Genomic DNA, 25278 nt, shown 5'->3' on the forward strand with positions numbered 1-25278 from the left:
CGCCTCCTAAATCTTGAATTTGGTGATCATGCTGTAACCGACATAGCCCGCTACAATACTGATGGCAAGATAGGTAATTCCCATCACGGCAAAAGTACCAAATGCGACCATTGAACCATCATTCTTCTTGGATTCTTCGATCCCATGCTGAATGGTGGTAATGAATTTGATAAAACTCATCACGGCAGCAATAAAGAGAAGAAGTCCTAAGCCTTGTTTGACGTAATTACCAGCTACGCTCATCATGCTTTTGCTGCCATCACTAATGTCATCCGCATTGAAGATTCTAGGAAACCAACTGTCTGCAAAAAGCGCTGGTGCATAGTTTAAAGTCATGAGTCCTAAGCTCATTCGTTGCCCCCATTGTTTGATAGTTACAATCGACTTTTTCATAATTAACTCCCCTTAACGATTAAAATAAGAATGAATAAACAAAAACCTAATACGATGCGGATTAAGCGTGATCCCAACAGAATGAGAAATCCTTCCTGATCTTTTTCCGTATTGCCCATGAACTGATTGATGCACCAGATAATCCCGATAATGACCAACATAATGGCGATAAAGCGGATGCATCCTGAGTAAGCACTTGCAGCCGTGTTGCCTGCTGCTTGTTTGAAACTTGTTGCAAACGTTTTGGCAATATCCACTTTGCTCATGATTACTTCCCGATAAAATCAAGTTCTAAAGGTTTAATGGTTTTAGGTGAAAGTGCTGGTTTATTGATGTAATCAATCAGTGCATTACGAATAGCCAACAGATCAGTACGAAGTCCAGCATGTGTTTTACTGTCAGAGCCTTCAAAATTTTCGATATGCAATTGAATGCGAGTATTCGGTTCGATTTCGGTTTGTGCTTCATCAAGCAGCGGCATAATGGCGTTAATCTGATTAATCACTCTGACTAAGGTTTGGTTTAGCGCATCTTCTTGCGCATGGCTGGCTAAAGGTAGACTTAATATCAGTACTAATAACAAGCGTTTCATTTTTTCTCCTTACAAATATTTCTTAAAGCGGCTCGCCGTGACAGACACTATAATGCTTAACAACAAGCTCACTGGCACAAAAACAAAAGCGGGGGTTATGCTTACTGGCAAGGCAAGCCATAAGCTCAGTAACAGCAAAAGACCACGTTTGAAGTAGCGGTTTAGCTGATGGAATACATAGGATGATTCGCGTCCCAGAGATGCTGTGCGTATGGCGCGTTGATTGAGTCCATCAACAAGTCCTACGGTAGTTGCTAGCAAAAATAAAGGGATAGCCGAGATGAGAATAACGAGTTTGATGAGCATTACTTGAGTTGTTAACCCCATCAGTAACCAGATTTGTTTCGCTATGTAAATAAAATGTTCTGCTGCATTATTTAATTCATTGATGTCATCAGGGATCACCTCATTCAGACTGCTTTTAATGAGCAAGCTGGTTTGATCTACCTTATCGGTCAGTGCTTGTGTGGGTATGTTGCCAAACCAGGATTTCACTGTGTTGGCGATTTTCATACCACTAAATCCTGTAATAGCTTGTGTTTGTTTTTGTGACAGCGCCATGACGGCATGCAATGCCTGATCAAATCCTGAGACGCACCAAAGACTGGATACCCAACCCATAAGGATTAACCAAGCGAGCAGGACAAGTACCATGAGACTCATGACTGTTCTTTTTGATGGTTTGGGTGTTGTCGTCTTTATTGCCATAAGTCACCTTCAAAAAAAGCAAGTGGGTAATAGCTTTCTTGAAAAAGGCTCATCAAGTCATCGACATTGGCGGGTAATAAAGGCGCTTTGGTGAGTTGTTGCAGTGATTGTAATTGTTCGCTGTTGCTGATGTTGGCAACAAAACCTAATGCCTGTGCTTCTTCCAGTTTTTTTGCATGTTCTTGTAACCATTGGCGTGAGGTAGCATCATCTCCAATAATAAATATAGGGTATGAGAAATTGACCAGTGTTACTTTTCGGTTCACAACTTCACCAACAGTAGCCTTGCTGGATACAGGAAGTCTTGCATCCAGTTTTTCTTGCAGTTTTAACGACTCTTCGGTTAATTGGGCTTGAGCCTCTTTGATGTATTGTTCTGGATTAATAACTTGCCAAGCATAACAAGAGGTAATCATTAACAGTCCCAAAACTAGTGCAGTTTTGCGCATCTCAAAATCTCCCTAAATCAACAATGCTGGAATGGCCATTTTTGGACAGCAGCAACAGAGGCAGTGATTTTTTATTTCTCTTAAGGGATTGATAACTTAGCTCGCCGTGATTGATGCTAATACGGCTGTTGTTTACAAGATGTTGTGGAATTTGATGCTGATTAGCCCATATCTGGATTGCTGTATCGTCCATACCTAATAGCATTAAATGCAATTGAGTGTTTGATGTTTGCTCTATTGCTTCAAAGAGCATCATCAAAATGGTTTTTACAGCATCTTTTTCGTTGATGAAAAAATACAGAGTATCGCCCTGGTTTAACTGCACTGGTTTATGGGCATAGGGTGAATAGGGTGAAGGATCAAACTCACCGACCACGGGTATATTGGTAAATAATGTGTTGTAGGCTTTGTAAAAAGCATTGTTCCATGCAATGTTTTTTGAAACCTTTTGTGCTTCTTGTTTTGCTGCTAGTTCTGCATAGTGACTACGTTCTGTTTCATTGCGGGCATTAAGTCCCAGAATATCAACGGGTGTTTGCCTTAATCCTTCATAATAGAATTTACTTTTGTTTTGCATGAGCAAGATATAGCGCTTTTCTTCTTTCGGTGTTAACTCCCAGACTTTTGCTTCATGGCGTTGTGCTTCGTTGAGCGTGATTTTATTAATATCTTGATCCGAAGTCAGTTCGTCTTCATTAACCGTTAATCCGGTTTTTGCTAGCGTTTGATCCCTAATGGCAAGGTGATTTAGGGGTTGTTGGTTTAGCCCAGGGATATTCAGTTCAGCATGGGCTAATAAGGGAAGCAGAAAGACAGAATATTTAAGCATTGGATTCTCCCTGAATTACATCCAGCGTCACAACAACATGTTCTTTATTGCTGTTTTCCAATTCCATACGTTGTAAACCAAAATCAATGTTTATCACTGTCCAACCAGCCAGGCTGTCGCTTTTTTCTAAAGGAGTGGTTTTAAAGTTGTAGGCCACTGTGGCCACACTGACATGTTGAATGCTATCTATACTGATGACCTTAAATGGCAAGGAAGTCACAGGTAGATATTTGATGGGATGCTGCTTTTTATTTAAAGCCGTAACCATGTTATGCAACGAATCTAGCTTTTGCGTTAACTCGCTACGATGTTCGTTAATCAGGCGATTGAGGGTAGTTTCGTCATTATTTTTTAATTGTTCAATCAGAGAGGTTAGTCTATTGAAGTCTTGATTGATTGCGCTTAAATCCACTGCCTCTGTCGGTTTTTTCACTTCTTGATGTAATGCTCCGAGCTGTGCCTGAATGGTATCAAGACGGTTGGAAATGGCTTCGGAATTTTGAGCTTGATGTGGTGAGTGGTATTTAATACAAACAATGCCGCAGGCTACAGCTAGCCCTAAACCAGCAGCTAATAGGTATTTATAATTAATCATGCTTTACTCCCTGTTTTTATGCCAGGTTTTAATTTGAAATTCACTTGCCGCAATAGAGGATCTTCAATTAGGACGAAGGATTGTTGACCAACAAGTACTTCGAGTCCGTCTTTAACAGTGAGAGGCCCAAGCGTTCTGTCAATTTGGGGTAAGGCTTGACGCATGACTGCTTGCAGACTTTCAGATAGTTTTTCTTTGGATACCAAAGAAAAACCCGAAAACCTCAACCACCATTCAATCGCTTGACCTATTGTTTGCACTTCTTGAGGGAAATGGACTTGTTGAACCGCTAATAAAGGATTTATTTGTGCTGCCAATGGTTTATTGGCAACAGTGGCATATCGATTAATTTGTGTCACATTCGCGGCAAGAGAGGAGCAAGCAAGCACACTGAGTACACTAATCATGGGCAGGCGAATCATTGAGTTCATTGTTATTCCTTATCATCGTTGTATTCAGGATTTGCTTGTTTTCTTAAGAAAATTTCTTTTCTATCCACATCAATATGAGGTGGTGCTTTAATGCCTAAAGCAACGACACCTCTTCGCTGATAAATGACGTGAATTTCGATCTGCCCTTTATCAATTAATATTTGTTCACCCTTTTTTCTTGTCAGTACCAACATTATTTTTCTCCGGTTGTTTTTATTTTATGTTTAAGATTGCCTTTATTTTTTTCAGGTGTGTGTTGGCAACAATAGGGTTACAAGGTTTATAAGGTTCTCTGTGAAAACACTCTTTTTTTCTGGCTGATAGTTGTTTACAACACTCAATAAATTGAGCCAATGCGGGAGGCATTTCACGATTTTTTAGGCACTCGTCAATGGCTTGATCAATCAGTTTTTCATCAAACTCTTCCAGAGCTTTCGACCACTCTCTGCGCGCAAACTCCGAGTAATATTCATTTTTGAATTGGCTACGCCATATGTATCCATAAAAAGTTGAAAACTTCAGAAACAATTTATTCACTTGCTCAGTACATTTTCCAGAGCTTTTGGAACTCGGTGTCACTAATGCTTTCGCCTGATTGTGTAGCCCAGATGCTGTGTGTAGATGATTGGTGTGGACGATTTGTTTCATGGATTGCATATTCATACTCCTTTGCTTCAATAATCGTGGGTGTTGTTTCCCAGCATCGTTGTGCTAACCAGTTTGCTGGATATTTCCAAGCAGGCATCCAAATACCCTCGGAACGCTTTTGTTGGTCAAATTGGATGTGTTCTGTCAGGCTAGCTATGATTCCTTGCATCAAGGCTGGAGAAAGGTTTAGCTTTTTAAACATCTCAAAAGCGTTTTCTTTTTCTTTTTTCAGCGGATACAACCCCCAGAATTCTTCAAAGGCTTGAGATAAAGAAATAAAATAATAATTATTACTATCTTGAGGAGTGGCGGGATCATGCTTCGGGCTTGTGTCGGGATCTAATTTATTTGTATTGGATTTTGTTGAATTTAATAGACTTTTTCGTGATTTTTGAGGTGCGCTATAGTCATGTGTTTTTATGGCTGCTTTATTATGAACAGAATCATGCCTGTCCAGTAATAAACAACGTAAAACAAGCTTCCTTTCCCAAGACTGGATTTGAATTAACCCTACCTTCTCCAGTCCTTTCAAAGCACGTCGCAATTGATCTTTACTTGGGCTACCGCTTTTAATACCAGAGTGAGGCTCTATGTAAAGTGCTTCACTCAATGACTGATAGCTAATACCACGGCGAATACCTACTATCCCCGTTTTGTAATCAACGTAGGGTTTAATGCCTTGAAGATAAGTTAATTGTTGTAGATAAGGCAAACCACTGAGTGCAGAAAGTTCCTGATGGGTGATAATAAAAAATTCCATAACATGACCCTATTATCAATGAATAAGAAAGGAAAAATAAAACAAGATGTGATTTTTAAATAAATTTATGATTAAATATGGTATGTATCACTAATTTATAAAACACATTACGTTTTAATTAATTTATAATATAAAACGAAACGTGTTTTTGTCAATGGGTATGTCTCATTTTTTTTGAAGGATCACAATGGATATCAGAGAACAAATAGGTAATCGTATTACCAAAGCCCGTAAAGAGTTGGGTATTACGATTAAGGAGTTAGCTGCAAGAACGGTAACGCTTTCACCTGCAAGGATTAGTAATTGGGAGCAATGCACGCGAAGCCCTGGTCCTTTAGAAGCCAAATTGCTTGCAGAACAATTGGGAGTTTCTGCTTCTTATTTGTTGTGCTTAACGGATAATCCTCAAGGAGATCTGATCCAGAATCCTGAAAATAAGTTTCGGCACATCCCTATACTGAATACGAAAGAAGCGCTTCATGCCAGAGAAATTTTAGGACAACAAGAACCCTTTATTTTTGAAAAAACAATTTTGGTTGATTCACTGAATCCCTCGATTAAAAGCTTAGCTTTATTTGCCACCTCAGTGGACGATAGCAGTATGCAACCAGAGCTTACCCCAGGAGATGTAGTCGTTATTGATGGAGATTTACAACCTAATCCAGGCCACTATGTTTTAGTTTATTTAACCCAGAAAAAACAGACTGTATTACGCCGATATGGAGAAGCTGATGGCTATCATTTTCAGTTATTAGCAAGTAGTGATTTATGGGCAACAGTCAGTATTAAGGACGCTCAAGAGGCTCAGATAATAGGGGTCGTTGTAGAGATTAGAAAGTATCTACAGTGATTTTTGGTATTGATGCTGATGTTTCCTGGAGCAGGATTGACATAAGTGGAGTTTCTATGAATAAAGACCTAATACAAAGGATGCAAGAGTTAATTAATTTTTATGTCCAAGATAAAGAATTCATGGGGACTGTATTGGTTGCCCAAGATAATGATATTCTTGTGCATCAGGGATATGGATTTGCTAATATAGAGTGGACTGTTCCGAATGATACAAACACAAAGTTTCGTCTCGGTTCTCTTACAAAGCAATTTACAGCCGCCGGCATTTTGCTGCTCGAAGAGCGCGGCTTATTGAAGACGGATGATTATATCACACAGTACCTGCCTGACGCGCCGAAGGCATGGAGCAATATAAAACTATTTCATTTGCTTAATCATACGCATGGTATTCCAAACTACACACAACTTCCCGAGTTTAGAGCAATAACTCTTTGCACAAAAACGCCCTATGAGCAAATACAACTCTTTATCGATAAACCCTTAGATTTTGAGCCTGGAACACACTATTGCTATAATAATTCTGGTTATGTAGTACTTGGATTTCTGATTGAGCAATTAACTGGGCAATCGTACGCGCACTTTATTCATGACGCTATCTTTGCCCCTTTAAATATGAACGACTCAGGATATGATTCTTTTACAGAAATTATACCTTATCGCGCATCAGGGTATTTAAAAGATCCTGATGCACAAATAACGAATGCAGAATACTTGGATATGAGCTTGCCCTATGCTGCTGGTTCACTTTATTCAACGACAGAAGACTTATTGAAATGGACACAAGGACTATTCAATTTTAAGCTTGTGTCTGCTAACTCCGTGAAAAAGATGACTACATCCTTTATGGATCACTATGGATTTGGTGTTGAAGTCAAAGAGATTGATGGCATTAACGTAGTGATGCACATCGGAGGCATCAATGGGTTTCACACAGCACTCATTTATGTGCCATCTACTAAGACAACCATCGTGGTTTTATCCAATTTGAATACTTTTGGTTATGTTTGGGACATAGGGTTTATAGCTCAAAACATTGCCTTGAAATTACTTTCGGTGGTACATGGCATAGAGGTGACTCTTCCATCGGAAAAATGCTCGATAAAGGACACTTCTGAAACCCTCGAGCAATATGTTGGAGAATACGACATTAAGCTGAATTTGAAACTGATCATCACGTTAAACAATGGCCAACTCGAAGCGGCCTTTTCTAATCAGCCTGTTATTACACTTCATGCGCAAACAGAAGCGATATTTTATTCTATTTTACCTGACATAAGATTTCAATTTTTACGAAACAAAGCGGGGCACGTGGTGCAAGTTTATTTATCTCAAAGTGGATATGAGTTAAAAGGAACAAAGATAAATGACAGATAGAACCAACGAAAAATTACAAAAACACATTAGGTTCTGCGCCCCAATTTATTTTCGCAATTTATCAGAGCAAGACTTTCCATCTCTTTTAAAATGGTTAGAAACGCCCCATGTCAAAACCTGGTGGGATAATGAAGTGGTTTGGACACTAGATAAAATCTCTCAAAAATACAGCAGTTATGTAAACCAATATAAGATAGAAAATGGAAAGAAAAAATCCATTTTTGCTTTTATTATTGTGCTGGATGAGCAACCCATAGGATATATTCAGTATTATGATGCGCGCGCTTTTCTTCCTCTACCTGCTAATAAGACTTTTGATTTCAAAAAAATAGCCGCCATTGATTTTTATCTTGGTGAAGAATCAGTTTTAGGACAGGGGATTGGCAGCGCAGCATTGATGCAATTTGTCCAGCATACTGTTTTTCAGCAATTTGATACAGCACTAGTCACGCCAGATATTAAGAATCACAGTGCAATCGCCTGTTATCAAAAGGCAGGATTTATTCCTTGCTTAACAAAAGAAGAAACCCATGAGCTATGGTTAATCGCAAACAAGGAAGTATCTCATGTCTACTAATCACCTCAACACGCTTAAAAACACCGTATCGTTGGTACATGGTGATGTTGGAACACAATGGTGGCAGCGCTTACCTCAATTTCTTGAGCACCTTGCTCGTACACAGAAGCTTACCTTACTGACCCCGTTTGAACATTTAAGTTTCAACTACGTGCTTCCAGTTTTAGGTCCAAAAGAAGAGGAATGGGTATTAAAAGTTAATGTTCCTCATAATGAATTCTCAAAAGAAATTCATGCATTAAGACATTTTAATGGGAGAGGTTCAGCTCGATTAATTGCTGCAAATCCTGAAGAAGGTTGGATGCTCATTGAGCGTCTGTTGCCAGGAACACGATTGGTCGATGTGCTTGATGAGCAGCAAGCTATTCCCATTGCAGTAAGTGTCATGCAACGTTTGTGGACACCGGTTACAGAACCACTGCTTTTTATTTCATTAGAAGAATGGCTTGGATGTTTGGAACAGCTTGATGCTCAAGCATCATTACAACAATTGGTCAGCAAGAAACTCAGGGATTTTGTGATTAGTCGTACAAAAGAACTGATATCAAGTCAAGGCGAGCCAGTTCTGTTGCATGGTGATCTGCATCACTACAACATTTTACAGCATCAATCAGAATGGCTGGCAATTGATCCTAAGGGGATTGTTGGCGAAAGAGAATTTGAAATCGGTGCTTTTTTAAGAAATCCATTCTGTGTGGTTGAGGACCCGCTTGAAACCAAAGAATTAGCACGCAACCTGGATTGGGTCATTGACTTGACTGCATTTAATCGGGAACGTGTCTTAAGCTGGTGTATTATTCAAGCTATTTTATGTGTTTGTTGGTATGTTGAGGACGCTATGCTTGATAAAGCGCGTCAGCTTACGGCTTATGCCGAGCGACTGTATTCATTAATTTAATTTGGAAAACAGATGTTACTAGAAATAGAAACTGAACGATTGATTTTAAGACCTCCAAAGCTTGGAGATGAAAAACCACTGAATCAAGCAATTAATCGATCATTACCAGAATTACAGAGGTGGATGCCGTGGGCAAATGATCCAAGCATGCAACCAACTATTAATTTCGTTAAAGAGGCTATTATCAGTTGGGGATCGAATGCGCCACGTGACTTTCCAATGGTAATTATCCATAAAGAATCACAATACATTATTGGAGCCAGTGGTTTTAATGATCGCTCGAAACCAGAAGTACCACTGTTTGAAATTGGTTATTGGTTAGAGACTGCGTTTACAGGTCAAGGACTTGCTACAGAAATGGTGCAAGCATTAACCCGTTTTGCATTTGAATCGTTCAAAGCTGCACGTGTCCAAATTGTGACACAGGTAGGTAATGATGCCAGCCGGCGAGTTGCTGAAAAATGTGGATTTATTTTAGAGGCAACGCTTAAAAACTATTGTGTGGATTCTTTATCTGGAAAACCTTCGGATGATTGGATTTTTGTACGTTTCAAGGAATAAATGGTGATTTAGCTGTAGTGACTTACGAGAGAAAAGATGAATCTTACCTATGAATCTGAACCAAGACAAGAAGATATCGATTTTTTAAGTCAAGGTATTTCTGAGTACGCTTATTTAAAAAAAGGGCAACAGCCTATAGAGTCCTTTGCTTTTTTTGTCCGTGATGCAGATGAAGTTATTATTGGTGGATGTAATGGCAGTATGTATTATGGCTGCCTCTACATTGATCAATTATGGGTGGATGAACGTCACAGGAAACAAGGAATAGGAAAGCAATTGATTGAAGCGAGTGAGTGTTTAGGAAAACAAAAAAAATGTCGTTTTTCTACCATTAACACTATGGATTGGGAGGCTTTAGGCTTTTATCGAAAACTAGGATATCAAGTTGAGTTTCAACGTGAAGGGTATGAACATCATTCAACGTTATATTTTTTAATTAAGGAATTTAATAATGCAACCTAATCCGATTGGATTATTAAACACTTGGATTGAAGAAGAACAATCGATGGGTGCCCAATATGCACAACATGCCGTATTGTCCTCACAGGGATTAGATGGCATCCCTCATGGCCGTATCGTCTCCATTCGTGAACTAACAAAAGACGGGATTATATTGTTTACTCAAAAACGAACGAGAAAAGTATTTGAGATAAAGAATAATAATCAGGTAGCCCTTACCTTTTGGTTTGAGCGTTATGCACGAGAAGTCATGGTGGAGGGTGAAGCCAGCTTTCTATCAGCAGAGCAAAATGCACATTATTGGGATGCCTATCCTAAATCGGCTCAAATACGCTTTTGTAGTTATGCTCCGACATCAGGGGAGCCGATTGATGATAAACAACTACTAGAACACAAGAGACGGAGCTTAGAACAGTCTTCTAAAGACACTGTTTTACCTTGTTCACCCGATTATTGTGGTATTGCAATTAAGCCTAAACGGTTTGTTTTTTATAGCTATCGCTTGGATGAGTTATCTGATGTTTGGGAGTATTTAATTGATAATAATATAATTATCCAAAGACGATTATCGCCTTAAAGAGAGGTTTTTTAAATGAATAAAGAGACTCGTCTACGTATGAGAGAAATTAAGGCTAAAGATTTAGAGGTTATTGTTACTCTGTTCAAAGAAACAGTTCATCACGTCAATGCTAAAGACTATAGCACAGAGCAATTATTAGTTTGGGCTCCTCATCACATACACCATGGAGATAATCGATGGAAAAGCTTGCTAGATAATATCGCCTATTTGGTGGAGATTGATGATGTAGTTGTTGGATTTGCAGATATCACTAGTGAAGGCTATCTGGATAGGTTATTTGTTCACAAGGATTATCAACGCCAAGGTATTGCCTCTGCGCTCGTTAAAAAACTGGAGTTACACCTGCTCTTGCGAGGAGTAAAGAAAATAACGACAGAAGCGAGTATTACGGCCAAACCTTTTTTTGAAGACATGGGATACCTTGTTGTTAAAGAACAAAATAAACCGCGTCCAGGTGGAGTTACATTAACTAACTTTCTTATGGAAAAACGATTAGATGGCCGACCGATAAACATAGACTTACTTAAAAATCATCCTAACGTCATTCCAGAATTAGCAGCGATTTGGCATCAGGTATTAGGCAGTATATGGGTTCCTGATATTGCTGTTGAGCGTGTTATAGCGCGTTTTCAAGAACACTTAAATGAAAACCAACTACCAGTAACACTTGTTGCTTTTTGTGATGATATGCCTGTAGCTATGTGCAGCTTACGAGAAAATGATGGTATTCGTCCTGATTTAGCACCGTGGCTTGGTTCTCTTGTTGTTCACCCTGATTATCAGAGAGAAGGCATTGCGCTCAAGCTGATTAATGCTATTAAGCAAAAAGCGAAACAGCTCGGTTTTAACCACCTATACCTATTTGCTTTTGATCCTACATTACCCAATTACTATTCTAAGCTAGGATGGAATATGGTAGGGATGGATAAGTTTAAAGAGCATGACGTGACCGTTATGGATATTGCTTTATGACTTTCCCATATAAATTAGTTGATTTAACACACCCATTAACAGCAAGTACGCCCTCATGGGATAATTCATGCGGCTTTAAGCATACCACTTCATTGGATTATGCTGATTGTACGAGTGAGGTTAAGTTTAGAGTTCAAGGCATTAATATGCCAGCGGGTATTGGTACGCATATGGATGCCCCCGCACATTGTGACCCTGCGGGTAAAACAATTGATGCTATTTTACTGAAAGATTGTCTTGCTCCTTGCGTCATCATTGATATTTCTGAAAAAGCACATGAAACCTATCTATGCTCTACCCAAGACATCTTGCATTTTGAAAAACAGCATCAATCTATCCAACCTGGTGATTTTGTCATTATTCGTACTGGATGGGCGCGTCATTGGCCACAGCCTACGCAATACCGGAATAATTTGCAGTTTCCTTCCGTGTCAAAAGAGGCAGCCCAATTGTTGATTGAGCGTGATATTGTAGGTCTTGGTATCGATACTCTGGGGCCAGATACGGCCGAAAGTGGCTATCCTGTGCATCAGATTATTTTAGGTCAGGGAAAATATTTAGTGGAAAATGTTGCTAATTCAGATTTATTACCGCCTATCGGAAGTACTATTCTGGTGGCTCCTCTGTATATTTTAGGAGGAACAGAAGCGCCGATAAGATTAATAGGATTTGTTGAGTGATCTTTTTTAGTAATTGGATAGATTGTTTGAGTGAGTATGGTCAATATGGTTACGACTAAACCTAATTTTTTTATTTTAACGGGTGGTCCTGGTTCTGGAAAAACATCAGTTCTAACTGTTTTAGCTCAAAAAGGATTTTTAACAGTACCAGAAGTTGGACGAAAGATTATCAAAGAACAGCAACTCATTGGTGGAAATGCGATCCATACAGGGGATAGAGATGCCTTTTTAGAGTTGATGTTGCGTTATTCTCTTGATGATTATCAGAAGATGCAGGAAAAACAGACCGCTGTTTTTTTTGATAGAGGAATACCTGATTTATACGGATATGCAAAAACTTTTTGTAATAAAGAGCAGAGCCAAGTGAATCATGCCGTGAAGCAGTACAGATATTGTCAAGCAGTCTTTTTATTTCCACCTTGGGAAGAAATTTACACCAATGATAAGGAGCGGAAGCAGGACTTTAGGGAGGCGATGCAAACCTACAGCGCATGTAAAGAGGGCTACCAGCACTGTGGATATACCTTAATCGATGTACCTCTTTTACCCATTGAGGGTCGAGTCAATTTTATCTTAAAAACATTAACTCAACTTGTATTAGCTGATTTGCAACATGAGATAAACCAATGGTTAGGTATTTATGAAAACACCCCAAGAATTAATTATGGTCCTTGCGGGGTATTTGCTAAATTATTTTTTGATGCCTGGAATGAACGCTTTACAGACAAAGTTCATATTGTATTTATCTTAATGAAATCGCATGAAGAATGTTGGCATATTGCACTGCGTTTACCTACTGGTGAGCTCTATGATGGGGGTATTGGTGTTCATCACGACAGTTATTATGGAGAAAACTATTTTATTGAAGAAATGATTGAGTACGATCATGCTTTGCTAGAAAAATGGTCTTATGGATTGGACCGGGTTTATCCACGATATTGCCCTAATTTTGATAAGGATAAATTGCAGTGTTTAATTCAGAGCCGCTTGGATAGGATACGCACTCAGCGTTTATAATTTATTAATATATTACCTCAATTAATAGAAATTATTGGAGTCATTTGATGAGCCAAAATAAAGACACTAAATTGGATGATCCAGTAATCAAAGCACTTTATGATGAACTCTCAAACCAGTACAGCTGTCATACAATCATCCTGTACGGCTCCCGAGCTATTGGGAAAGCTACTTCAACCAGTGATTATGATCTTGCTGGAATTTTTAAAGAAGGTAAGATGTCGCGGATATCAAGATTTGATCCTACGCACCAAGTGTTTATTGATCTATTTATTTATCCCGAATCAGCGTTTCATTCTATTCAAGAAGAGCATTTGATTATGCATGATGGTATTGTTCTGAAAGAAAAGGAACAATTTGGTACTTCTTTATTAAAACAAATCAACGCCATGGTTCTTATTCCACCTCAGTTAGCGGAGTATGAGCTTGAGGTGAGACGAGTTTGGTATGAAAAAATGTTGATGAGGGCAAAAATAAGCGATGTAGATGGCACGTACCGGCGTGTATGGATAGTGCATACATTAATTGAAGACTACTTTGCATTTCGTCATTTACGTTATCTTGGACCTAAAAAATCATTCGAATACCTGAGAGAAAACGATGGAAATGTATTAAAACTCTATGAGAGTGTGCTGAACAATATGCGCGATATCGAACAATTAGAACAACTGATTAAAGTAGTATTAAAAACATCAAATGATGTTGTAGGAATAACACAAAAAAACTAAATAACAACGTGCATACAGAAGAAGATATAGGATTGACCTCATGACACATATATATTTTATAGGTGGTGATAGCGGCAGTGGTAAAATAGCTGTAATACCGCATTTAAAAGAAGTTTGAAGGTACTATGCTGATAAAACCTGATCTCAAAGACGAAGAAATCGTTAAGTGTTTACACACTGCCTATGGATTGCACGTGAAGAGAATCTTATTCCTTCCGCTGGGTGCGGATCTGAATACGGCGGTGTACCGAGTTACAACAAACAGCGGAATGGATTACTTTTTGAAGTTAAGGCGTGAAGTATTTAATGAAGCTGCGGTATTGGTTCCAAAACATCTTGCCAATCTGGGGCTTAAACAAGTGATTCCACCGCTTAAAACCAATGTAGGTCAACTTTGGACATGCTTGGCATCGTTTAAGGCGATTCTCTATCCTTATGTAGAGGGGAGCAATTCCATCGAAGCTAATTTATCAGATCAGCACTGGATTGAATTTGGTGCAACCATGAAAAAGTTTCATAGCGCCAATATTCCTGACACAATAACAAGCGATGTACCACAGGAAACCTTCGCTTCTAAATGGCGACAAATAGTAAAAGCTTTCCTTGCCCGAATTCAACATGAGGTTTTTGAAGACGCTATTGAAGCCCGAATGGCTGTGTTTTTGAAGTCTAAAAGCGAGGAGATTCTTGAGTTGCTGAGGCACTCTGAATATCTTGTCAGTGTGTTAGAGAAACAATCGCTCGATTATATCTTATGCCACGCAGACATCCATGGATGGAACTTGTTAATTAGTAAAGAGGCTGCGCTGTTTGTAGTGGATTGGGATACGCTCATCTACGCGCCTAAAGAACGGGATTTGATGTTTATTGGCGCAGGTATTGGAGATACTGGGCGTACCGTACCTGAAGAAGAAAGCCTGTTTTATCAGGGGTATGGTTCAACGGACATCAATCAGGATGCCATTGCTTACTATCGTTTTGAACGCATTATTCAGGATATTGGTGAATATTGTGAACATATTTTTTTATCTAATGAAGGTGAGGAAGAGCGGATGCAGTCGCTTGAATACCTGCAAGCTAATTTTCTACCGAATGGCACAATAGCTAGGGCATATCAGTCCTACAAGAAAAGGAAGGGTTAAGAATCTTCTGAATCAATTAAATTTCGTTACTTTGTAGCAGCTATGGTGTGGTGCAAATTCTTCAAATGCGGCTTTCGTAATTTGCGCAATGACTGCATCACTGGGTTTTGCATCGGATTGATTGCTCACAGTAAAAATTGATAATATAACTGGCTTACATACAGGTGACCAAACGATACCTATATCATTAGCAATACCATAGCTTCCACTGCCCGTTTTATCAGCCACAGACCAACCAAGAGGAACGCCTGCTCTAATCCGATTATAACCAGTGGTATTATTTCTCATCCAATCAAGAAGTAAGGCTTTATTTGGGGTAGTCAATATGTCTCCCAACATAATTTTTTTAAGACTTAATGCCATATCTTTAGGTGTTGATGTATCTTCATTTATTTGGGGGTTTGAATTTAAATTGATTTCATAATGCGCCATTTTAAAGGATGAGTTTTCAATGCTCTGTGCAAATTGGTTAATTGCTCCAAGCCCTCCCAACTCACGAATAATTATGTTAATTGCAGTGTTATCACTGTAGGAGATTGCTCCTTCTGCCAGTGTTTTTAACGGAACTTTCTGGTTTACGTATTGCCCTGAAATAGGATGCCAGAATAAAAGTTCTTTTGGATTTATTAACACTTTTTTCTCTAAAAGCGTTTTATCGCTTGCTAAAAGCGCGGATACCCCTATAAATTTACAGGTGCTTTGAAAAGGGAATCTGTCATGAGCATGGTAGGTAATCACTCGCCCGCTATTAGTGTCCAACGCATAAATACCTATTTTAAGATGGTGCTCATGTTCTATAGCCTGTAATTTGGTATCAACAATAGGAGGTTTTACATCGTTTGGTTGTGATGAGGCGCTTACGTTATTGGTAATGAATGAAATGAATATTATTTGTAACAGCTTAAGCATGTTTTTCCTATTTATTATTTATTATTGAGATCGGAGGCTAATTGGAGATAAATATTTTTATCACTCTCTGCTTTTTCCCAATTAACAATGGGTTTTGTATTTTGGTTAAACTGAATGCCGTTTTCACACATCCAGGATAGCTGATTAAGTAGAGCATATACGGTAATTAGTTGTTGTTCGGATTGAGTTAATTCAAGCTCCTTAATAAGTGCATTATAATAAAATTCGCCATGAGATGTGCCATACCAGCTTAATTTGATCCGACTCAAAGCTTCCAGAGGATCTCCTTGTGTTAACCCATCTAAATCAACCAATCCATTGAAAACTCCTTGATTTATCATGACGTTTTTTGAGCAAATATCACCGTAGTACATGGTCGGTTTTATTGAATCAAAGTATGTTTCGTAATTACGGTAAAGGTCTTTTGCAATACCTTCAAATTGTTGATTCATTATCCCTGTTAAACGTCCATGCTTAATAGACTCTTGTATCCATAATTTCATTCGCTCTGCCCAGCTATCACTGACATCGTTATCACCACCCCAAATTACTCCAAATTGTGTGGTTACTGGTAATGTTTTAACCTTGCTAAAAATGGTGGCGATTTCTCGTGCTAGCCCCATAAGCTCGGTTTGATTTAATGATTCAATCACAACACCCAAATCTTGTCCTTCTATTTTACTTTGAATTTGATAACAAAGAGGGATGCGAGTCTGGCTATAGTCCGAAGCTAATATATCCGGTACTTTAATGCCTAGCTGTTTAAACTCAGGGATATGAACCTCTGAGCCGCGTAAATATTTATCGGAAGTACTCAAACGAATAATCACATCATGATCGTCTAAAGCGATACGATACACCTCGTTACAAATACCGATTGTTATACGATTAATTTTTTTTGGTAGTTCCGCAAAGTGATGTTCAACAATAATGTTGATCATATTCCTATGAGATTGTTGCGAGTAGTTCATAAATCAAGCACATTTTTTACGTTGTCCTAGTTTACATTAATTGAGCTTGTTTGTGATAAAATCGAATGTTTTATTTAGCAATATAAAATTGGTATGCGGTAATGGCAAATAAACTAATTATTGATAAAGTATTAGCACGGTATTTGATTAACAAACAGTTCCCAGAGTGGAGTCATTTATCTATTGAGCCAGTAAACAATAGTGGTTGGGATAATAGAACTTTTCATTTAGGTACGGAGATGCTTATTCGTATGCCAAGTGCTGCCGAGTATGCGGGGCAAGCCAAGAAAGAGCAGATATGGTTGCCTAAACTTGCATCACATCTTCCTCTTCCCATACCTACACCGATTGCGCTTGGAAAGCCAGAAGAGGCTTACCCGTGGACATGGTCTATTAATCTCTGGCTTCCAGGAAATCCAGCTGCAACCTCCAAAATTGACGATTTATCCCAATTTGCTGTTCAACTGGCGGAGTTCCTCAAAGCGTTGCAGAGTATTGATGCAACAAATGGCCCACTTGCTGGCCCTCAAAGTTTTTATCGCGGTGGTGATATTGCTGTTTATGATGCTGAAACACGACAAGCAATTGAACTATTAAAAAATGATATTGATGTCCCTTTAGCGATAGAAATATGGGAGACGGCCTTGTCTACTAAGTGGCAAGATGAGCCAGTATGGGTACATGGTGATATTAGCGTAGGAAATCTTCTGGTAAGCAATGGCCAATTAAGCGCGGTTATTGATTTTGGCCAATTGGCTGTAGGTGATCCAGCCTGCGACCTCGCTATTGCTTGGGTATTTTTTGAAGAGAAAAGCCGTGAAGCATTGTTCCAAACCTTGCAACTTGATAAAGCTACAGTAGCCAGAGGACGTGCTTGGGCATTATGGAAAGCATTAATTTTGGTTTCAGGGATTGCAACTTCCAGTAATACAGATAAGCAAGCGTGGTTAGGGATTATTAGTGAAGTGATGAAAGATCATCGTCAAGAGAAATCAAAAACAAAGGACCACTGAATTGAACCAAGATAATCCAAATCGAGAGATCATTAATTGGGGTTACAATACCCTTAAATCTCTTGGGTTTACATTAAAGAGCAGCTTACCAGAAAAAGTTCAAGATACTCCTTGGTCTTGTGTGATGCGCTTTATAACCGATCAGGGCCTTATTTATCTGAAGCAAACACCCGAACAGCTTGCCTTAGAGGCTCTTATCACGCAGGTTTTGTATACCCAGTATCAAGCTCCGGTTCCAGAAATTATTGCTCATCATACCGAACTTCATTGTTTTTTGATGAAAGACGCAGGCAGGCCATTACGAGAAATTTTGAAAACAAGATTTGATGTCAATTTGTTCCGTCACGCTATGGAGCAATTTTCATTACTCCAAATAATGGTTGCAGCTCGTATCGATGCGTTTTTTGCCATGGGTGTTCCTGATTGGCGATTGGATAACTTACCCAATTTATACAGGCAATTGCTGTCACAAAAAGAGATCTTGTTAGCCGATGGACTCTTAGAAGTAGACATTGATGAATTAAAAAGACTACTGCCAACGGTTTCCAGTTTATGCAACCAATTATCTGACTATGCTATCCAAGAAACATTGGTTCAATGTGACTTCCACGACAATAACATCCTGATAGAAGAACAATCAAAAAATAGTACGTTTATTGATCTGGGTGAAATCGTGATTTCACATCCATTTTTTTCATTGGTAGGTTGCTTGCGACAGGTTAAAACACACCATGCTTTAACCGATAAAGATGAGGCCTATTTACAGCTTATAGACGCCTATTTGGGAAATTATATTAACTTTGATTTTAAAGAGCGTTTATTAGAGGCACTTCAATTGGCGCAAGTGCTATGGTGCATTTATGAAGCACTAGCCCAATATAGGTTGAGGCTCGCCTGTGAGCCAACGCGATTTATGTTAGTACAGCGGCATGGGAAGCTAAGTGGTCGGTTGAAGGAATTTATGAGCTTAGTTCACGGTTGTTCATGATATAAAGCAATTAATTCCTTACTTGAAGAGCAACCTAAAGATTCTATCAATTTGGCAATAGTTCCTTCAACTGTCCTATAGGAAACATGGGTTTCCCGTGCAATTTCTTTAGCTGTTTTTCCTTGAGCTAGTAACTTGAGGTATATGGCCTGTTGTTCAGACAAATCAACTTTTGTATGAGATATTTTATGGAATAGTGTCCTATCTTTTTTCTCTAAAGTTGATTTTAAGCTTGGTCTCGACGGTATATTTTCATTTCCTAAAATAGCTTTAACAATAGAATGTGTATGCTCTTCTAGTTTGCCATCATCACCCTGAACCGTCAGTGTAGCTATTTTTTTATATAAACTATCGCGTTCATTATGCAATTGATCAAAAAAATCATGCAAACTTGCTACAGGTAATAAATAGGTTGCATTGCGTGAAGTGCGTTCGACTTGAACTGGCGTACTAACATCCAAAAATACGGTCATTTCTTGGCACAATAATTGGCGATTTTTTTCGGAGCAGGCAACACTAGGATCGGTTGTCACAACGATATGCTCTTGAGTGCACAAGGAGGCTAAAATTTCAAATTGACAATCATAAAAAGCATGACTTCCTTCGCTGCCGAGGACTTCAGACAAGTGACGGCCAGTATGAGATTCCAATCCAAAATCTGCATCAATAAATCGCCATCCTAATGATTGGGCTACATTCTTCGCAAGCAACGCTTTGCCTGCCCCATGGTGACCGACAACAAAAATTCGTAGAGGCTGATTCATTTCTATTTTCCCAAACATAAACGATACAATAAGTATACAAATAGGTGGGAAGATGTATCAATACGTAAAACTACGTGAGTTGGAAGTGATCCATAATCTAAAAAAGATAAAGACTATTCCGTTTTAATTAGCCTGTTTCAGGGTAACTCTTAGTCACAAAATGTGACTAAGAACAACTGGCCTAAACATTTAGCTGCTTCATCCTCCAGATAAGATTTTCCCTGGTGAACTTGAATTAATGTTTTAACTGGCACATCAATAATGTGTGCTAAATGTTCAATATTTGACTTACTAAATCGTAGTAAAACATCAATCCATAGCTTCTGCTTACATTTATTTTGAGTAAAATCAAACCGAAAGCCATCGTTAAATTCTACAATACATCCCATGTTACAACTCCGTGTAAATATTATGACAACATGGTGGAGTATAAAATGTTCAGCAAGATATCCTATCCCCAAATTTGGGTATTTTACGATAATAGCCCTAAACGAAATGCTTTTGAGACTGCTTCGGTAATATTAACGCAGTTCATTTTAGTTCGTATTGATTTGGCATGAGTATTTACTGTTTCACTGGATAGATGGAGGTATTCAGAGATTTTTTTTATTGTCATACCCTTGGAAATCATACTTAAGCATTGTAGTTCTCTTGGTGTGAGTTGCGTTAGTGGTTTTTTAACTGCTTTTCGCATAATTACATTGTTTCTGAACTCTTGATCATTAAACAGTGCTAACCATTTTTGATTTGGTAGAGCCGTTTTTATTTCAGGCAACATCGCATCCAGAAAAAGGCATATAAATTGTTCAAAGGTATCTCGGATTTGGTAGTAAAGCTTTTGGGGATCTGCTATTTTTTCAGAATGATAAGCTTCTACAATTAAATCACATTCATCGCATTGGCGAATCATAGCGAATGTGGTGCTTAAACTGTAACGGGCTTCCAATATTTGAATAATGGGAATTTGCATTGCATCATACTTTATATCTCGCTGAATAAAAAACTCTTTGCCATTATAAATGCTGCGGTCATGATCAACATCTCCACGATACAATCCTTCAGTCCTATACGGAATAGCCCAAAGATATAGATTTGAAATGTAATACCGTTGACCGCCGTGAAAAAGCATTGAAATAGAAAAATTAGATATTTCTTTTGGGCAATTTAATGTCTCGGTTAAGTGATCAATTTTAGCACGAAACCGAATTGAGTCTGATAACTCATTATAGTCATTTAAGTTAACACAAATAGTTCCATCTTCATCAACGCTATGCATTGCTACACCTGTGACAGCAGTACTACTTACAGCCAATCGTCTAATATTTGGTTCATTTTTTTCCGGTTGCTCCAACATAGCCATGTGGCCACATTGCTCAATATAAATAAGTTTGGAATGCTTTATATTCTTTGCCATATGCTCTGAGCGCTCAGGAGGCATGACATTATCCTCTTTACTGGCTATTAACAGTGTCGGACATTCAATTGAAGGCAATAAAGTTGAATGATCTGGCTTATTTAAAATGGCGTTGAGTTGATTTTTATAATTCTCGACCCCAACTTCCATTGCCATTTCTTGGGCTAGAGGCAATAGCTCATTGTGCTTTTGTGTATCAAAAACTGAATTTTTAAAGATGAGCTTGATTAGGAAATCAAATTTTCCTTTACTCATTAAATCAAGCGAGCGTTCACGTTCTAATCGCCCTTTTTCAGATACTAATTTGGCCGCAGAATTAATTAAAACAAGTTTCTCTATACTATTTGGAATATGCCTGTACAATTCAAGAGCAACGTAACCGCCCATCGAAAATCCAATTAAAGTAAATTTTTTAGGGGCATGTGGAATGAAACGATTAGCAATTTCTTCAATTGAATCGCTGCCAAGCACATCAACGTACCTTAACTGCTTGTCCCGCTGAAGAAAAAGTTCTTGTTGCTTCCAGAGCTTTGGAGTTGCCAATGCTCCAGGAATGAGTACTATATCCTTATTCATAGTTTATGATCACATTATTTACAACCCTTATTAAGATATCCTATGGTGACAATAATTCAAGCAAAATTCGAGCATTTGAATCAAATTTATGCAATAATCCTGGAACTGGCAAAGTATGAGAACATTCTGGATAAAATTAAAATAACGGAATTACAGCTTGGTGAACTTCTTTTTTGTGATGAGCCTCACCATTTCATCGGTGTTGCTTTGGTGGAAGAAGAAATTTGTGGTTTGGTGATGTTTAATTACACCCAAAATAACATTTGCGTCAATGTAACGCGGGGAATTTATATTGAGAATTTATATGTTTCTCCTAAGTATCGGCGTCAAGGTATTGGGTGTGCTTTATTCAAGTATGTTGCATGTAAAGCAGCTGCTTATAACTGTTCAAGAATAGAGTGGTGGGTATCTCGAAATAACCGAGAGGCCAGGCATTTTTATAAAAAAATTGGTGGGGTCGCTTTATTAGACTGGCAAATTTTTAAGTGTGACCAAATGGGTATTAATAACTTGTTGAGCATAGGAGTTGCTGATGAACATATCCTCTTCGAGTAAAGCATTATTCGCTGGAGTTTCTGGCACTGCATTACAATGGTATGATTTTGCGCTGTTTGGCTATTTCGCGCCAATTATTGCAGCGGCTTATTTTCCTAACGACAATCAATTTGCTTCGCTTTTAAGTGCATTTGGTGTATTCGCTGTTGGTTATTTATTGGCACCAATTGGTTCACTATTTTTTGGCTATATTGGTGATCAGTTCGGAAGAAAACGTGCTTTAACTCTAAGTATTTTAGCAATGGCTATTCCTACGGCTCTAATAAGCGTCATTCCTTCTTACCAATATATTGGAATCGCAGCACCTCTTCTTATTACTTTGTTAAGGGTTATTCAAGGTTTTGTCGCAAGTAGTGAATTTACTGGATCTGCTATTTTTCTTGTTGAACATGCTAAGCCTGAAAACAAAGCATTTTATGGTTGTTTAACCAGCTCAGCTTACAGTACTGGTTTGATGATAGCTGGCCTGGCCGCTTCATTCTTTACGGCTTCGTTTATGCCGGACTGGGGATGGCGAATCGGTTTTGGATTGGCTTTGATTGCTGGTATTTTGATTTTTTATTTACGAGCCCATGTTGCTGAAACGCCTGAATATGAACATATTGCGCAACATGATAAACGAAGTTTGCCTTTTCTGGTGGCACTAAAAGAAGCACCTCTGGCAGTAGTTGGTATTATAGGGATAGCATGGTTGGTGAGTATCATGACTTTTGGAACTTATGTGTTTACTGCTACATACCTGCATAGTTATTTTCATATTTCACTTGGTTTAGCTACATTAATTATCACCATAGCTTTAGCAGTTGATGCCACACTTGAACCATTTATTGCTTTGTTAGCAGACAAAATCGGGCTATTAAAAGTAGTTCGATTGGGTATGGCGGGCATGTTGCTTTTGAGTATTCCCATTTTTTACCTACTTGCTACTGGAAAGATTGTTTTGATGGCGACGGGATTGGTTTTTATGTCTATCTTGATTGCTATTACTTATGCACCACTCAACGCCTATATGGTTTCTCTATTTCCTCATCAGTATCGTTATAGCGGGTTTGGCGTTGCTTTTAATGTGGGTATTTCATTGTTTGGCGGTACAACACCTATAGTGATGATGTGGCTGGTAAATATAACTAATAATTTTATTTCACCTGCTTGGTATTATATGTTTGGAGCAATCATAGGATTAGGCTCCATAATGATTTGTGAACAAGGCCGAAGAAAATTGATTCCTGTCGAACCTGCTTTAGCCTATTAAAATGAGGTATTTGTAATGTTATTGTTTAGTTCAGCGTTAGCAAAGCACAAACTTACTTTTACACGATTAAGTGATTGTATAGAGCATATTCCCCTTGCAGCTAAATGGGCTGAAGAGGAATGGGGATACATACGAAACAAAGGAATTGAATATCGTGAAGGTGTAATGCATTCGTTGAGTCATGATGTCTATATTGGCACTTATGCAGGACAACCTGTGGCGATGTTTGCTCTATTGGAACATGAATTTCCCAATCCACGCGAATTAAGTGCGCGTGAACTAATGTACGTTTATGTAGATAAAAATTATCGAGGACTAGGGTTTGGCAAGCAGATTATTGAAGAAGCAAAACGTTTAGCAGCTGCGGCAGGATCGGATTTGGTTTTGCTAGATACGCTAAAACCTAGTTTAAATCGATTATATGAAAAGCATGGTGCGAAAGTAGTTTGTGAAGGTAGTTTGTTCTCTCATCCAACCGACGTGTTAAGTATATCAATTTAATAATTTTTAGGAATTTTATAAGTGGCCAAAGAATTAAAAGGAAACAATCAGACGGATTTTGCTAAAGTGCATCAAATGATTACTGAGGCTAAATCCAGAGTGTGGCTACAAGTCAATAAAACTCTTATTCAGTTATATTGGTCTATCGGACAATATGTCTCTAATAAGATAACACATGATGGTTGGGGCAAGCGTATTGTAGAAGAACTAGCGGACTATATATCAATAGAGCTACCAACAATTAAGGGGTTTTCAGCGCGTAATATATGGAGAATGAAGCAATTTTATGAGACTTATCATGAGAATACAGAACTGTCGGCAGTGCTGACAGAAATTACGTGGACAAATCATTTACATATTTTGTCTAAAACAAAGTCTATTGAAGAAAAAGAGTTTTATCTACGTTTAGCTGCCAAACATCATTACTCTGAGCGCGATTTCTCAAGGTTAATAAACGTTGGAACATTTGAAAGAACAGTGCTTGCTGATCAAAAACTGTCAGCAGTGCTGACAGAATTACCCGAGACTAAGGGGAGGTTTAAAGACAGTTATGTTTTTGAGTTTTTAAATTTGCCTGATGATCACAAAGAAAAAGATTTAAGACGAGCCTTGGTTGCAAACCTAAAGAAATTTCTACTTGAACTTGGTCCTGATTTTAGTTTGATGGGAGAGGAATACCCTTTGCAAGTAGGAATGAAAGACTTTCGCGTGGATTTATTGCTTTTTCATCGCGCGCTTAACTGTATGATTGCAATAGAATTAAAGTGCACTGAATTTAGTCCTTCGCATTTAGGACAATTACAATTTTATTTAGAAGTATTGGATAAAAACATAAAGAAAGCACATGAAAATCCAACGATTGGTATATTAATTTGCAAAACGAAGGATGAGGAGGTTGTTCAATATGCGATGAATAGACATGCTTCTCCAACGTTAATTGCAGAGTATGAAACCAAATTAATCAGTAAAGCTGTATTGCAAAATAAGTTACACGAGTTTGCATTACAGTGGGACAATGAGGAATAGTAAGCATTCCAAATAAATTATTTTTCAAAAAATTAAAGAAAAACAATTGAACCAAAAAACACGA

The 25278-nt window shown here is 38.4% G+C and carries 34 protein-coding genes and 1 pseudogene; 19 read left to right on the forward strand and 16 right to left on the reverse strand.

The features are described from left to right. Positions 1 to 6 precede the first annotated feature (6 nt). From LDG_RS00845 to LDG_RS00895, 11 genes are read right to left on the reverse strand one after another with little or no spacing between them, the layout of a single operon-like run. Positions 7 to 393 carry a hypothetical protein gene (locus LDG_RS00845; protein ID WP_006869181.1) on the reverse strand — a complete coding sequence of 129 codons (387 nt, stop codon included), beginning with the start codon at positions 391 to 393 and terminating at the stop codon, positions 7 to 9. A gap of 2 nt (positions 394 to 395) precedes the next feature. Further along, positions 396 to 659: a hypothetical protein gene (locus tag LDG_RS00850; protein ID WP_006869182.1), complete on the reverse strand. Its 264-nt coding sequence runs from the start codon at positions 657 to 659 to the stop codon at positions 396 to 398. A gap of 2 nt (positions 660 to 661) precedes the next feature. Continuing rightward, positions 662 to 985, reverse strand: coding sequence for a hypothetical protein (locus LDG_RS00855; protein ID WP_006869183.1), 324 nt, complete (start codon positions 983 to 985; stop codon positions 662 to 664). Positions 986 to 994: 9 nt separating this feature from the next. Beyond that, the gene (locus LDG_RS00860; protein ID WP_006869184.1) at positions 995 to 1693 is read right to left on the reverse strand and encodes a TIGR03747 family integrating conjugative element membrane protein; all 699 of its coding nucleotides are present in this window, start codon (positions 1691 to 1693) and stop codon (positions 995 to 997) included. Continuing rightward, positions 1684 to 2142 (reverse strand): integrating conjugative element protein, encoded by a 459-nt coding sequence (locus LDG_RS00865; protein ID WP_006869185.1) that lies wholly within the window; start codon positions 2140 to 2142, stop codon positions 1684 to 1686. Before LDG_RS00865 ends, LDG_RS00860 begins: the two co-directional genes overlap by 10 nt. A gap of 1 nt (position 2143) precedes the next feature. Continuing rightward, positions 2144 to 2971: a TIGR03759 family integrating conjugative element protein gene (locus LDG_RS00870; RefSeq protein WP_006869186.1), complete on the reverse strand. Its 828-nt coding sequence runs from the start codon at positions 2969 to 2971 to the stop codon at positions 2144 to 2146. Next, positions 2964 to 3566 (reverse strand): hypothetical protein, encoded by a 603-nt coding sequence (locus LDG_RS00875; protein ID WP_006869187.1) that lies wholly within the window; start codon positions 3564 to 3566, stop codon positions 2964 to 2966. The genes LDG_RS00870 and LDG_RS00875 overlap by 8 nt, the downstream gene beginning before the upstream one ends. Further along, a complete protein-coding gene (gene pilL2 / locus LDG_RS00880; protein WP_148263477.1) occupies positions 3563 to 3988 on the reverse strand; it encodes a PFGI-1 class ICE element type IV pilus protein PilL2 in 426 nt (141 codons plus the stop codon). Before pilL2 ends, LDG_RS00875 begins: the two co-directional genes overlap by 4 nt. Positions 3989 to 3999: 11 nt before the next feature. Then, the gene (locus tag LDG_RS00885) at positions 4000 to 4191 is read right to left on the reverse strand and encodes a carbon storage regulator (protein WP_006869189.1); all 192 of its coding nucleotides are present in this window, start codon (positions 4189 to 4191) and stop codon (positions 4000 to 4002) included. Positions 4192 to 4210: 19 nt separating this feature from the next. Continuing rightward, a complete protein-coding gene (locus tag LDG_RS00890; RefSeq protein WP_233491386.1) occupies positions 4211 to 4534 on the reverse strand; it encodes a Vir protein in 324 nt (107 codons plus the stop codon). Positions 4535 to 4538: 4 nt separating this feature from the next. Further along, a complete protein-coding gene (locus tag LDG_RS00895) occupies positions 4539 to 5405 on the reverse strand; it encodes a hypothetical protein (protein WP_006869191.1) in 867 nt (288 codons plus the stop codon). Positions 5406 to 5592: 187 nt separating this feature from the next. Here LDG_RS00895 and LDG_RS00900 point away from each other — a divergent pair, with 187 nt between their 5' ends. The 13 genes and pseudogenes from LDG_RS00900 to LDG_RS00955 all read left to right on the forward strand — a co-directional run bounded on the left by LDG_RS00900 (position 5593) and on the right by LDG_RS00955 (position 15245). Then, positions 5593 to 6255, forward strand: a complete 663-nt coding sequence (locus LDG_RS00900) for a LexA family transcriptional regulator (protein ID WP_006869192.1) — start codon at positions 5593 to 5595, stop codon at positions 6253 to 6255. A gap of 56 nt (positions 6256 to 6311) precedes the next feature. Beyond that, positions 6312 to 7631 (forward strand): serine hydrolase domain-containing protein, encoded by a 1320-nt coding sequence (locus LDG_RS00905; RefSeq protein WP_006869193.1) that lies wholly within the window; start codon positions 6312 to 6314, stop codon positions 7629 to 7631. Next, positions 7621 to 8208 carry a GNAT family N-acetyltransferase gene (locus tag LDG_RS00910; protein WP_006869194.1) on the forward strand — a complete coding sequence of 196 codons (588 nt, stop codon included), beginning with the start codon at positions 7621 to 7623 and terminating at the stop codon, positions 8206 to 8208. The genes LDG_RS00905 and LDG_RS00910 overlap by 11 nt, the downstream gene beginning before the upstream one ends. Next, on the forward strand, positions 8198 to 9106 hold the full coding sequence (locus LDG_RS00915) for an aminoglycoside phosphotransferase family protein (RefSeq protein WP_006869195.1): 909 nt from the start codon (positions 8198 to 8200) through the stop codon (positions 9104 to 9106). Before LDG_RS00910 ends, LDG_RS00915 begins: the two co-directional genes overlap by 11 nt. A gap of 12 nt (positions 9107 to 9118) precedes the next feature. Further along, positions 9119 to 9667 (forward strand): GNAT family N-acetyltransferase, encoded by a 549-nt coding sequence (locus tag LDG_RS00920; RefSeq protein ID WP_050805493.1) that lies wholly within the window; start codon positions 9119 to 9121, stop codon positions 9665 to 9667. A 36-nt stretch (positions 9668 to 9703) separates the two neighbouring features. Further along, positions 9704 to 10129, forward strand: coding sequence for a GNAT family N-acetyltransferase (locus LDG_RS00925; protein WP_006869198.1), 426 nt, complete (start codon positions 9704 to 9706; stop codon positions 10127 to 10129). After that, on the forward strand, positions 10119 to 10703 hold the full coding sequence (locus LDG_RS00930) for a pyridoxamine 5'-phosphate oxidase family protein (RefSeq protein ID WP_006869199.1): 585 nt from the start codon (positions 10119 to 10121) through the stop codon (positions 10701 to 10703). The genes LDG_RS00925 and LDG_RS00930 overlap by 11 nt, the downstream gene beginning before the upstream one ends. Positions 10704 to 10742: 39 nt before the next feature. Next, positions 10743 to 11135: pseudogene (locus LDG_RS19955) on the forward strand (GNAT family N-acetyltransferase); the annotation flags it as partial. Between the two features lie 51 nt (positions 11136 to 11186). Next, positions 11187 to 11678 carry a GNAT family N-acetyltransferase gene (locus tag LDG_RS19960; RefSeq protein WP_050805495.1) on the forward strand — a complete coding sequence of 164 codons (492 nt, stop codon included), beginning with the start codon at positions 11187 to 11189 and terminating at the stop codon, positions 11676 to 11678. Then, positions 11675 to 12358 (forward strand): cyclase family protein, encoded by a 684-nt coding sequence (locus tag LDG_RS00940; RefSeq protein WP_006869201.1) that lies wholly within the window; start codon positions 11675 to 11677, stop codon positions 12356 to 12358. Before LDG_RS19960 ends, LDG_RS00940 begins: the two co-directional genes overlap by 4 nt. A 36-nt stretch (positions 12359 to 12394) precedes the next feature. Beyond that, positions 12395 to 13375: an AAA family ATPase gene (locus LDG_RS00945; RefSeq protein WP_040534074.1), complete on the forward strand. Its 981-nt coding sequence runs from the start codon at positions 12395 to 12397 to the stop codon at positions 13373 to 13375. 47 nt (positions 13376 to 13422) lie between these two features. Further along, positions 13423 to 14103 carry a nucleotidyltransferase domain-containing protein gene (locus LDG_RS00950; protein ID WP_006869203.1) on the forward strand — a complete coding sequence of 227 codons (681 nt, stop codon included), beginning with the start codon at positions 13423 to 13425 and terminating at the stop codon, positions 14101 to 14103. Positions 14104 to 14228: 125 nt separating this feature from the next. Continuing rightward, positions 14229 to 15245 (forward strand): phosphotransferase enzyme family protein, encoded by a 1017-nt coding sequence (locus tag LDG_RS00955; RefSeq protein WP_006869204.1) that lies wholly within the window; start codon positions 14229 to 14231, stop codon positions 15243 to 15245. Positions 15246 to 15257: 12 nt separating this feature from the next. Here the strand turns inward: LDG_RS00955 and bla are convergent, their stop codons facing one another. Together bla and LDG_RS00965 are read right to left on the reverse strand one after the other, a co-directional pair. Continuing rightward, the gene (bla, locus tag LDG_RS00960) at positions 15258 to 16154 is read right to left on the reverse strand and encodes a class A beta-lactamase (RefSeq protein ID WP_006869205.1); all 897 of its coding nucleotides are present in this window, start codon (positions 16152 to 16154) and stop codon (positions 15258 to 15260) included. 14 nt (positions 16155 to 16168) lie between these two features. After that, positions 16169 to 17095, reverse strand: coding sequence for a phosphotransferase family protein (locus LDG_RS00965; RefSeq protein WP_006869206.1), 927 nt, complete (start codon positions 17093 to 17095; stop codon positions 16169 to 16171). Positions 17096 to 17226: 131 nt separating this feature from the next. Here LDG_RS00965 and LDG_RS00970 point away from each other — a divergent pair, with 131 nt between their 5' ends. Continuing rightward, positions 17227 to 18138, forward strand: coding sequence for an aminoglycoside phosphotransferase family protein (locus tag LDG_RS00970; protein WP_006869207.1), 912 nt, complete (start codon positions 17227 to 17229; stop codon positions 18136 to 18138). 1 nt (position 18139) lies between these two features. After that, entirely contained in the window at positions 18140 to 19126 is a 987-nt protein-coding gene (locus tag LDG_RS00975) for an aminoglycoside phosphotransferase family protein (protein WP_006869208.1), read from the forward strand. Here LDG_RS00975 and LDG_RS00980 read toward each other — a convergent pair. The 3 genes from LDG_RS00980 to LDG_RS19965 all read right to left on the reverse strand — a co-directional run bounded on the left by LDG_RS00980 (position 19111) and on the right by LDG_RS19965 (position 21880). Continuing rightward, a complete protein-coding gene (locus LDG_RS00980) occupies positions 19111 to 19890 on the reverse strand; it encodes a shikimate kinase (RefSeq protein WP_006869209.1) in 780 nt (259 codons plus the stop codon). The two genes, LDG_RS00975 and LDG_RS00980, sit on opposite strands and share 16 nt — an antisense overlap. A gap of 149 nt (positions 19891 to 20039) precedes the next feature. Beyond that, complete coding sequence (locus LDG_RS00985) at positions 20040 to 20279, reverse strand: hypothetical protein (RefSeq protein ID WP_006869210.1); 240 nt, start codon at positions 20277 to 20279, stop codon at positions 20040 to 20042. An 83-nt stretch (positions 20280 to 20362) separates the two neighbouring features. Beyond that, a complete protein-coding gene (locus LDG_RS19965) occupies positions 20363 to 21880 on the reverse strand; it encodes an alpha/beta fold hydrolase (protein ID WP_006869211.1) in 1518 nt (505 codons plus the stop codon). Between the two features lie 42 nt (positions 21881 to 21922). On the opposite strand from LDG_RS19965, the gene LDG_RS01000 reads away from it, so the two are divergent. From LDG_RS01000 to LDG_RS01015, 4 genes are read left to right on the forward strand one after another with little or no spacing between them, the layout of a single operon-like run. Then, a complete protein-coding gene (locus tag LDG_RS01000) occupies positions 21923 to 22435 on the forward strand; it encodes a GNAT family N-acetyltransferase (protein WP_006869212.1) in 513 nt (170 codons plus the stop codon). Continuing rightward, positions 22413 to 23687 carry an MFS transporter gene (locus LDG_RS01005; protein WP_006869213.1) on the forward strand — a complete coding sequence of 425 codons (1275 nt, stop codon included), beginning with the start codon at positions 22413 to 22415 and terminating at the stop codon, positions 23685 to 23687. The genes LDG_RS01000 and LDG_RS01005 overlap by 23 nt, the downstream gene beginning before the upstream one ends. A 15-nt stretch (positions 23688 to 23702) precedes the next feature. Continuing rightward, on the forward strand, positions 23703 to 24188 hold the full coding sequence (locus tag LDG_RS01010) for a GNAT family N-acetyltransferase (protein ID WP_006869214.1): 486 nt from the start codon (positions 23703 to 23705) through the stop codon (positions 24186 to 24188). Positions 24189 to 24209: 21 nt separating this feature from the next. Next, positions 24210 to 25214: a PDDEXK nuclease domain-containing protein gene (locus tag LDG_RS01015; RefSeq protein WP_006869215.1), complete on the forward strand. Its 1005-nt coding sequence runs from the start codon at positions 24210 to 24212 to the stop codon at positions 25212 to 25214. Positions 25215 to 25278: the final 64 nt, after the last annotated feature.

The organism is Legionella drancourtii LLAP12 (genome assembly GCF_000162755.2).
GTDB lineage: Bacteria > Pseudomonadota > Gammaproteobacteria > Legionellales > Legionellaceae > Legionella > Legionella drancourtii.